The sequence below is a fragment of the Paenibacillus sp. Dod16 genome, assembly GCF_049893405.1.
In the GTDB taxonomy this organism is placed as follows: Bacteria; Bacillota; Bacilli; order Paenibacillales; family Paenibacillaceae; genus Paenibacillus_AQ.
Window position 1 is genome coordinate 1 of sequence record NZ_JBNDYG010000093.1, and the last position, 9,736, is coordinate 9,736.

Below are 9,736 nucleotides of genomic sequence, written 5' to 3' on the forward strand. Positions count from 1 at the left end.
TACCTATCAACGCGTTGAGGCCGGGAATGGTTCTTGGTAAGAGAATATATAATAGTGACGGTTTAATTCTGCTTGCCGAAGGCGTGGAGCTGACGACAGGACTGATTCGCCGTCTGGGCACGTTGGAAATCGGGTATGTCTATATCGAGGAGCCGATGACAGAGGATATCGTGGTTCCGGAGTTGTTGACCGAGGAGACCCGGCTGCAGGCGATCCAGTCGATACGGACGAGCTTCAAGACCCTGGAGAGCCAGGCTGCTCTGAAGGGAAGCTTCCTTCATTTAGGCAAAACGTTCTCCGGGATGATGGAGTCTATTATGGATGAAATATCGGATCATGACGAGGGCATGGTACTCCTGACGGATATGAATACCAACGATTACAATCTGTATCGTCATTCGCTTAACGTCTGTCTATATTCAACGGTTCTTGGGGTGTCTTACGGCTATAATCGGGAGGATCTGAAGGTGCTGGGCTTGGGGGCATTGCTTCACGATATCGGCAAGACGAGGATATCCCAGAAGCTGCTGAATCATCCAGGACGGCTGAGCGAAGAAGAATTTCGCGAGGTCCAGAAGCATACCGAGTTCGGGTTCAAAATATTGAAAGACGAACCGAACATTCCGTTGTTATCGGCGCATTGCGCCCTGTCGCATCATGAACGCCTGGATGGCAGCGGTTATCCCAGAGCCTTGAAGGGACCTGAGATTCATGAATACGCCAAATGGATTGCGATTACGGATTCTTACGATGCGATGACCACGCAGCGGGTGTACAAGCCTGCCTTATTGCCGCATGAAGCGGTAGAGGTGATGTATGCAGGCTCGGGAACACTGTATGAACAGTCATTCCTGGCCATGTTTCGGGATCGGGTAGCGATATATCCTCCAGGGATCACCGTGAAATTACATACGGGTGAGAGTGGAGTGGTATCCAAAATTCACGCACATGTGCCGCATCGACCCGTTGTCCGCGTATTAACGGATGCCGAAGGCACCCCGCTATCCGCACCTTATGAATTAGATTTGTCTGAAACACTGGCCATTATGATCGCTGGTATCGGGCGAGCACCATAGATCAAACTTACACTGAAGGAGGTAGACTCGTGAGACGTAACAGCCATACAACATTGCTGCATACATGGGGGCGACAGATATACCGCTACCGTAAAGCCATTGTTGTAACCTGGCTTCTTTTGTTTTGCGGGCTGCTTCCGTTTGCATTCAAGCTGCCGTCCATTCTGCAGCACAACGGGTTTACGCCGAAGGATAGTCCGGCCCAGATCGGGATTGAGAAGCTGGAAGAGGGATTAGGACTGTCGGCAGCTTCGCTGGATATTGTCGTAGTGAGCCAGCACGATGAGAATTTGACGGCAGGCACGGCGCAGAGGCGAATATTGACGGAGCTTGAGCCTTTGCGAGCCCGTCCCTATGTCAGGGATATTTATATGAATATGGCAGCTCATAAGGCAGGCCAGGATCATATCGTATCCGTGACGGTGCTGCTGGATCTGGATTCCACGGAAGCCTTGAAGCAGTTTGAAGAGATTCGTGACTCGGTTCCGGGCATCACGGGAGCGGATACTTACATAACAGGGAATACCGCCATCTTCGCCGATATGAACCAAGCCGTCAAAAGCGATATCATCCATGCCGAGATGATAGGCATTCCCGCAGCTCTGCTCATTCTGGCGGTCGTATTCGGAACATTGACTGCCGCGATCCTGCCATTGTTAGCCGGTGTTGCCAGTGTGGTGGTCACGATGGGAATCCTGTATTTCGTCGCTTTGGCCGACGGCTCGATCAGCAATTTCCTACCGAATGTCGTAACGATGCTGGGCCTGGCCGTGGGGATCGATTATGCGTTGCTGGTCGTAAGCCGATTCAAAGAAGAGATGCGGACACGGAGCGGAGATGTGGGCACTGCCCTGGCTGTCACTTGCGCAACCGCCGGCAAAGCGGTGATGTTCTCCGGGGCAGCCGTGTTGATCGGTTTTGTGGCGATGAGTTTCATAGATCTGCCGATCTTCCGTTCCTTCAGCATAGGCGGCATTACCGTGGTGCTGTTATCAGTGCTGGCCGGTAATACGCTTCTTCCCGCATTATTGGGAATATTGGGCCCGCGTATCGATGCGCTCCCTCTATTCCCTGCCGCTTACCGGACGCTCCGGGCACGGCAGACCTCCGGTTTGTGGAGAAGGCTCTCCAAATTTGTCATGGCGCATCCTGTGACCATCTCTATCGCAGCGATCGGTTTACTATTGGTGGCGATTTATCCGGTTCGGGACATGAATATCGCCATCCCCGCAGCCGAAGTGCTTCCCCCCGCCTATGAATCCCGATATGGACACGACCTGCTCACACAGGCTTATGATGAACGTGAATTGAATTCGATCGTTGTAGCGGTCGAACTTCCGGCCTCTTATGAGGATTCGCGCAGCATCGAGCTAATGAAGGCATATACGGATGAAATCAGGATGATGCCGGGTGTGAAGCAGGTAGAGAGTTATCTGAGCATCGGCAGAGGTTCGGTGGAAGAAGCCTCGAAATATTTATCCCGCGAAGATATCCGCCAGCAGCTGGAGCAGCATCGTTTTGTTAGGGGGAATTTCGTAGCCGTCGCCGTGATCCCGGAGTATGGCGAATCCCATGCATTGACTATGCAGCTCGTCCGAGCGTTACGGACGATGGACACGAATGAGCTGACGACCTATGTCACCGGAAGCCCCGCCTATAAACTGGACATCATGGAAGCCATCCATCAGAATATCACCTACGTTCTGGTCTTTGTATTTGTAGTTACCTATGTCATTCTCCTATTGGCGTTTCGATCGGTCGTGCTCCCTTTAAAAGCAAGCATAATGAATATGCTCAGCCTCGGCGCCGGACTCGGTATCGTGGTATGGGTGTTTCAAGAGGGGATTGGCGCGCAGTGGCTGGGTGTATCCTCCACGGGATCCATCTTTGCACTTTTGCCAATCCTGATATTCTGCGTGGTGTTCGGCATATCGATGGACTATGAAGTCATGATGCTCTCGCGAATCATGGAGAATTACGAACGGACGGGAGATAACGAATTCAGCACAGCCGAAGGCTTGGAGAGTACGGGCGGGCTGATTACAAGCGCTGCCCTGATTCTGGCTGTCGTCGTAGGTGCCTTTGTATTTACGGATAATGAAGTGATGAAAGCGATCGGTTTAGGCCTGACAGCAGCCATTCTGCTGGATGCCACCGTGATTCGGGTGCTGCTTGTGCCTGCGTTTATGAAGATGATGGGCAGAGCGAATTGGTGGAGTCCAAGATGGATGTTTCCGGGCCATAAGCTTACTTCCAAGGAAGGCTCAGACCAACATGTGGAAAGTGGATGATTTCCCAGCCGAATCAAGCAGAAGCCTTCTGTTTGGGTATGTTATAATCATATAATGGACATTATCAAAACCGTAAAGTACATATAGCGTAAGTTGTACTGAATGAATCGGTAATTCAAAGAAATAAGGTGAGTGAACCATGAGTAATACAGCACAGCCATTTCCATCAGCCGTAAGGCCCATTTCGCCGAGTTATGATCCGTGGGATCCGATAACTTCACTGCGCGAGCATGGTCGTCATGTGCTGACCAGTGTGGAAATGACAGTGACGCATCTTTGTAATATGCGCTGTGAACATTGCGCTGTCGGTGATATGCTTGTCATGAAGGAAGCGCCGATGCTGCCCCTCGATACGATGCTGAAGCGATTGGACGAGGTAGAACATCTGCAGACGATCAGTCTGACGGGCGGTGAACCGGCATTTCTTGGCAAGACGGTGGATAACGTGATTGTTCCCTTGCTGAAGTATGCCAAGGAAAGGGGCATCCGGACCCAGATTAACTCCAATCTGACGCTTGATATAAGTCGGTATGAGAAAATGCTGCCTTATCTGGACGTTATGCATATCTCATTCAATTATTTGAACGGGGACGACTTCTATGAAGTCGGGTTTGCGAATAGTGCACGTCCCGTCTCCAAGGAAACGGCATACAAAATGTACGATACAATGCTGGTCAATTCGGAGAAACTGAGTGCAGCAGGGATGTACATATCCGCTGAATCAATGATTAACTACCGGACGCATACGAAACTCAGCGGCATCCACAAGCTGATCAAGGATATGGGCTGCAAGCGGCACGAGGTTCACCCGATGTATGCCTCAAACTTTGCTTCCACTCTGCCCGTATTGTCCTTGGACGACACGAAAGCTGCCATCCACCATTTGCTGGATGTCCGGGATCGGGACATGTGGATGCTGTTCGGAACACTGCCCTTCTATGCCTGCAGCTCCGATGATGATGACCAGGATATCATTCGCCGCCTGCGGCAAGAACCGAACGTAACGGTCCGGAATGATCCGGATGGCCGTAACCGGGTGAATGTGAATTTATTCTCGGGCGACGTATATGTAACGGATTTTGCTGATATCCCGGCTTTTGGTAATATTAAGGAACAGAAGCTTGACGATATTTTTAACGAATGGACAACAGGACACCCGTTGAACCAGACGGTTAACTGTCACTGCGATGCAGTGAGCTGCTGTGGGCCGAACCTGTTGGTGGCCGACATGTACTACCGGGGTGTGGATTTCAAGTCAAGGCAAGCAAAGACAAACTAGAACCCTAGAAAGAAGGCGTGTCATCATGGCGGAGGAATTTGAGGTCGGGAAACTGATTTTGAATTTGCTCTTGGTTTTCCTGCTCGTTTTGTTGAACGGCGTGTTTGTAGCGGCCGAATTTTCACTGGTAAAAATGCGTCAATCCCGGTTGACCCAGCTCGTTAGCGAAGGGAACCGGCTGGCAGGCATTGCCCTGAAAGTAAACCAGAAGCTGGATGCCTATTTATCCGCAACCCAGCTTGGGATCACATTAACTTCCCTGGGTCTTGGCTGGATAGGGGAGCCTGCCATTTCAGAATTGCTGGTGGCCCCCATTATGCATAGCATTGGATTTACGGATGAGCGATTGATCGGCACAATATCGGTGGCGGTGGGCTTCTGTATTATCACTTTCCTGCATATTGTGTTAGGGGAGCTTGCACCGAAATCGTTGGCTATTCAGCGGACGGAGGGCACGGCTTTGATTCTGTCGGCGCCGCTGCTTTGGTTTTACCGCATTTTTCTGCCGGTGATCTGGGTCCTGAATGCTTCCGCTAATCGGATTCTGAAGATGGTTGGCATCGAGCCGGCAAGCGAGGCCGAAGCGGCCCACTCCGAGGAAGAGATTCGGATTCTGATGAACGAGAGCGCAAAGAGCGGTGTCATTGACGAGAACGAGATGAAATTAATGGACAACCTGTTCGATTTTTCTGACTTGAGAGCCAGAGAAATTATGCTGCCAAGGACGGACATGGACGTTCTTTTCACCAATTATACCTTGGAAGAGAATCTTCGGATCGTCAATGAGACGAAGCACTCCCGCTACCCGGTCGCAACGGACAACAAAGACCGCATCATCGGATTTGTCCACATTACCGATCTCTTGCTGGCGGAGCCTGAGAAGCAGCGTGATCTGGCTTCCTTGATGAGACCGATTATGGACGTATCGGAATCAACGGAAATCAGCGAGGTGCTGCGGAAGATGCAGGCAAGACATGAGCAGCTTGCGCTCGTGGTGGACGAATATGGGGGGACGGCAGGTATTCTCACAGCCGAGAAGATTCTGGAGGAGATTGTTGGGGACCTGTACGATGAATTTGAAGATGAGCGGCCTGAAATTGAAGTGTATGATGAGTACTTTTCAGTGGATGGGCGGATGCTCATTGAAGAAGTGAATGATTTGACCGGTTTGATGATTGAAGAGCATAACGTGGATTCCATCGGCGGTTGGTTGTTCAAAGAGCTTGAAGGGAACCCGGTGGTCGGGAAGAAAGCCACCTTTGACGGAGTGGTCTTTGAGGTAGAGGAGTCTACACGGTTGCGTGTAACTCGCGTCATGATTCATCAGAAGCTCGAGAGCAGCTTCATTTAGAACTAGCAAGACTCTATTTGTTAGGAAGTGGATTATGTCGATTAAGCAGCTGATCTTTATCGGTCTCAGTCTCCTGTTGCTGTACGGAATGTTTACGGTTGGAGCTCCGTTCTTGCTGGCCATCGTGATTGCTATTGCATTGGAGCCGTTAAATCGGCTCTTAATGAAAAGACTTCGCATGAACCGCATTGCGGCCGCAACGGTGACAAGCACGCTATTCCTCCTGTTGATGCTGCTCCTGGCTTATTTGATCGGTCTGCAGGTGTTTAACCAGCTGGTCGAATATTGGAGCCGGGCTCCGCAATATTTTGAAGGGGCCAACGAATTCCTTCAGCATACGATTATACAAGCGCAAGACATGCTGAACGGCATTTCGCCGGGTCTTGCCGACAGTCTTACCGAATTCATGTCGAATATTTCTTCCTATATACGGTCGCTTGTCAATTCAGTATCATCAACATTTTTGTCCTTTGCCAAAACGCTGCCGAACCTGTTCGTCACGTTCATTGTATTCTGCGTAGCGGTGTACTTGTTCGCTTTCAGCCTCGATACGATGCGTGAGAAAGTATTGTCGCTGTTTGATGAGACATCACAGTCGCAGGTGAACGAGGTGCTGATCAGCCTGAAAAAATCAATTTTCGGCTTTTTGCGGGCACAGCTGATCCTCAGCCTGTTTACGTACGTGATTACGCTGCTCGGCTTGCTGGTATTAGGCGTTAACTATCCGCTTGCCATCGCTTTGCTTGTCACCATTGTCGACATTTTGCCGATTCTGGGCGTAGGTTCCGTTTTGATACCATGGTCCATCTACCTGCTCGCGGTAGGCGATATTTTTACAGGAGTCGGCTTGATCTTCATGTTCATTCTGATTACGGTGATCCGCCGCGTGCTGGAACCGAAGGTCATCGGGGATGCCGTCGGCATCGGCGCATTGCCTGCCCTGGTCAGCATGTATATCGGATTTAAACTGGTTGGCGTGATCGGATTTTTTATCGGCCCCTTGGTGGTTATTATCTATTCCGCTATGCGTAAAGCGGGCTTGTTCCAAATCAAAATCAAATTTTGAGGACAACTCTATGAAGACCCTTTTCCCGGAAATATTCCAGGGGAGAGGGTTTTTTTGTCATTTTGGAGTTCTTTTTCTGGGCGGAAGACATATGTTAAATACGAAGAGTCCTTGATAACGACGGATCGTAACGATAAGGAGGAAATCCCTTTGAAGGAAAATCCAGAGGTACGCGTATATCCGGTATTTCATTCGCCATTTGATCCATGCCCGCCCAAGCTTTACAGATCGTATGTGGTACCTGTTAACCAGTATGTCGTGTTTCAACCGCCGGGTCTGCCCCAGTTTAGCCCTGCTGAGGCGCTAAGGCACGGAACGTTATGGCCATCCTTGTATAGCCCGTATACTTCGCGAAAATTTAAAGGAGAGTGATATGCGGTGAATGAAGCCAGACCCCAGGTTGGAGATCTGAAGTATTACGAAATGCTGGAGCAGCTTCAGGCATTGGATTTTGTCCTGGTGGAGCTGAACCTGTTCTTGGACACCCATCCGAATGATCTCAAGAGCATCGAGCAGTTCAATAAACTGACACAGGAGAGAACGGTGCTAGCGAAACAATTTCAAGAGCTGTATGGGCCGCTGCAAAATTTTGGCCGTGCTTATTCCAAGTATCCGTTTGAATGGGCCGAGGGTCCTTGGCCTTGGCAGGTTTAACAATGACGGTATGGCAAGGGGGCTGCGGCTTTTTTTCACCTCATGCATGCAGCCCTCATGAAGAGGAAAAGCGAGAACAAGGAGGCGGAAGAGCCCATGTGGGTATATGAAAAAAAACTTCAGTATCCGGTGCGCGTCAGTAAATGTGATCCGAGAATGGCAAGATTTCTGATGGAGCAGTATGGAGGCGCCGACGGCGAACTGGCTGCTGCACTGCGTTATTTGAACCAGCGGTATACGATTCCAGATAAAGTGATCGGATTGCTCAACGATATCGGAACCGAGGAATTTGCGCACCTCGAAATGATTGCCGCGATGGTGTACAAATTGACGAAGGATGCCAGCGTGGCGGAACTGGAGGCTGCCGGGTTGGGAGCGCACTACGCCAACCATGACAATGCGCTGTATTATGAGAATGCGGCCGGGGTCCCTTGGACAGCAACCTATATTCAAGCCAAGGGCGATCCGATTGCGGATTTGTATGAGGACATTGCGGCAGAAGAGAAGGCACGCGCTACATATCAATGGCTCATCGACATGACGGATGATGTGGACTTGCAGGACAGTCTCAAATTTTTGCGGGAACGTGAAATTATCCATTCCATCCGCTTCAGGGAAGCCGTCGAGATCATCAAGGAAGATCGGGCAACGAAAAAAATATTCTAGGGAGAGGGTATCGTTTCGACATCCGAATGGATTAACAATGACAGGCCGGTCGATATCTGTCCGGGCCTGTCTGTTTATGTTAGATAGGAGTTAAGGGGGCCGTTATATTCCGTGAGGCTGCTCCGAGTCATGATCATGATAGGGCAGCCGGACCGTAAATGTAGCTCCTTGACCCTGCCGGCTCTGTGCCTGAATCGTGCCGCCATGCGATACGATAAATTCCTTGGCAATCGCCAGACCCAGTCCCATACCGCCTTGATGCCGCGCACGTGCTCCGTCCGTACGGTAGAAGCGGTCAAAGAGATAGGGAAGATGCTCCTCCTCAATCCCTGGACCTGTATCCCGAATATCAATCCGAAGCATGCCGGAAGCGGTCTCCTCTTGGATCGTGGTATGGACAAGCCCGCCTTGGGGTGTATACCGAACCGCGTTGATGAAGAGATTCAGAAATACCTGCGTGATTCGGCTTGGATCTACAGGAACGGAAGTGTGTTCCGTAGCGCTCGTCAAACGCAGGGTCAAGCTCTTGGCATCGGCATCTGGCTCGATGCGCTCCTGTATCTGACCCAGAAGATCCAGCATGTCCGTGGGTTTCCGAACCAGCGGGAGCTGCTTCGCTTCGGCCAGCGATAGTTGATGAAGGTCGCCCACGAGACGGGTTAAGCGAATCAACTCATCCTGGATGGGAAGCAATAGTTCCGGCTGGATCGGCTGCCTGCTCTGTTGAAGCAGATCCAGCTTGCCTCTTACGATCGTCAGCGGTGTTCGAAGCTCATGGGCGACATCAGCCACCAGATTGCGGCGGACCATCTCAGACTGCTCGAGCCTGGAAGACATGCCGTTGAAAGCAACCGCGACCCTCCCGTATTCATCCTCCGAGGTAACGGGAGCCTGAACACCATACTCGCCCTGACCGAGTCGTTCGATAGCCGGGACGAGTTTGCGCAAGGGCGCAGTGAGCCTCCGAGATATCCAGTAGGCCGCCCCGAGGGAAAGCAGCACGAAGAGGACGGTGCCTCCTCCCAGCAAAACAATGATCGATGTGGGCGTGCCGATCCGAAGCTTGGTCAGGTTTGCCACATCCGTATCATAATAATACAGCTCCGCGACCGGTTTGCCTTCAACATGCAGCGTCCGCTTTACGCCGAGGCGTTTGATCTGCTTCTCCACAGCCTCCCCCTCATGCAAGAGGGTCTTTTGTTCCCCGGATGTCAGAAGGATGCTTTCCAGGCGGTCGGCTGAACGGGGACTGTCCGCTAACCACGCCTGATCCTGAACGGCACGGAAAGTATGCCCATTCTTCACGTAGTAACCGAGCAGCCGCTCCTGTAGCTGATCCAGCTCTTCTTCGCG

The 9,736-nt window shown here is 51.2% G+C and carries 9 protein-coding genes; 8 read left to right on the forward strand and 1 reads right to left on the reverse strand.

Translation table 11 applies throughout. From position 1 onward, the window contains the following. From ACPV3A_RS37165 to ACPV3A_RS37200, 8 genes are all read left to right on the forward strand, one after another. Positions 1 to 1,076: HD-GYP domain-containing protein (locus ACPV3A_RS37165; RefSeq protein WP_426204915.1), on the forward strand; the 1,076-nt coding region annotated here is incomplete at its 5' end. A gap of 29 nt (positions 1,077 to 1,105) precedes the next feature. Next, on the forward strand, positions 1,106 to 3,367 hold the full coding sequence (locus tag ACPV3A_RS37170) for an MMPL family transporter (RefSeq protein ID WP_426204917.1): 2,262 nt from the start codon (positions 1,106 to 1,108) through the stop codon (positions 3,365 to 3,367). Between the two features lie 139 nt (positions 3,368 to 3,506). Further along, on the forward strand, positions 3,507 to 4,646 hold the full coding sequence (gene yfkAB / locus ACPV3A_RS37175) for a radical SAM/CxCxxxxC motif protein YfkAB (RefSeq protein ID WP_426204919.1): 1,140 nt from the start codon (positions 3,507 to 3,509) through the stop codon (positions 4,644 to 4,646). Positions 4,647 to 4,671: 25 nt separating this feature from the next. Beyond that, positions 4,672 to 5,997 (forward strand): hemolysin family protein, encoded by a 1,326-nt coding sequence (locus ACPV3A_RS37180; RefSeq protein ID WP_426204920.1) that lies wholly within the window; start codon positions 4,672 to 4,674, stop codon positions 5,995 to 5,997. Positions 5,998 to 6,031: 34 nt separating this feature from the next. Further along, entirely contained in the window at positions 6,032 to 7,063 is a 1,032-nt protein-coding gene (gene ytvI / locus ACPV3A_RS37185; RefSeq protein ID WP_071218040.1) for a sporulation integral membrane protein YtvI, read from the forward strand. 150 nt (positions 7,064 to 7,213) lie between these two features. Further along, positions 7,214 to 7,435, forward strand: a complete 222-nt coding sequence (locus ACPV3A_RS37190; RefSeq protein ID WP_074961779.1) for a spore coat associated protein CotJA — start codon at positions 7,214 to 7,216, stop codon at positions 7,433 to 7,435. 6 nt (positions 7,436 to 7,441) lie between these two features. Beyond that, on the forward strand, positions 7,442 to 7,717 hold the full coding sequence (locus ACPV3A_RS37195; protein WP_071218041.1) for a spore coat protein CotJB: 276 nt from the start codon (positions 7,442 to 7,444) through the stop codon (positions 7,715 to 7,717). A gap of 96 nt (positions 7,718 to 7,813) precedes the next feature. Continuing rightward, positions 7,814 to 8,383: a manganese catalase family protein gene (locus ACPV3A_RS37200; RefSeq protein WP_071218042.1), complete on the forward strand. Its 570-nt coding sequence runs from the start codon at positions 7,814 to 7,816 to the stop codon at positions 8,381 to 8,383. A gap of 102 nt (positions 8,384 to 8,485) precedes the next feature. Here ACPV3A_RS37200 and ACPV3A_RS37205 read toward each other — a convergent pair. Next, positions 8,486 to 9,736, reverse strand: a 1,251-nt coding sequence (locus tag ACPV3A_RS37205; protein WP_426204923.1) for a sensor histidine kinase, incomplete at its 5' end; no start/stop codon positions are given.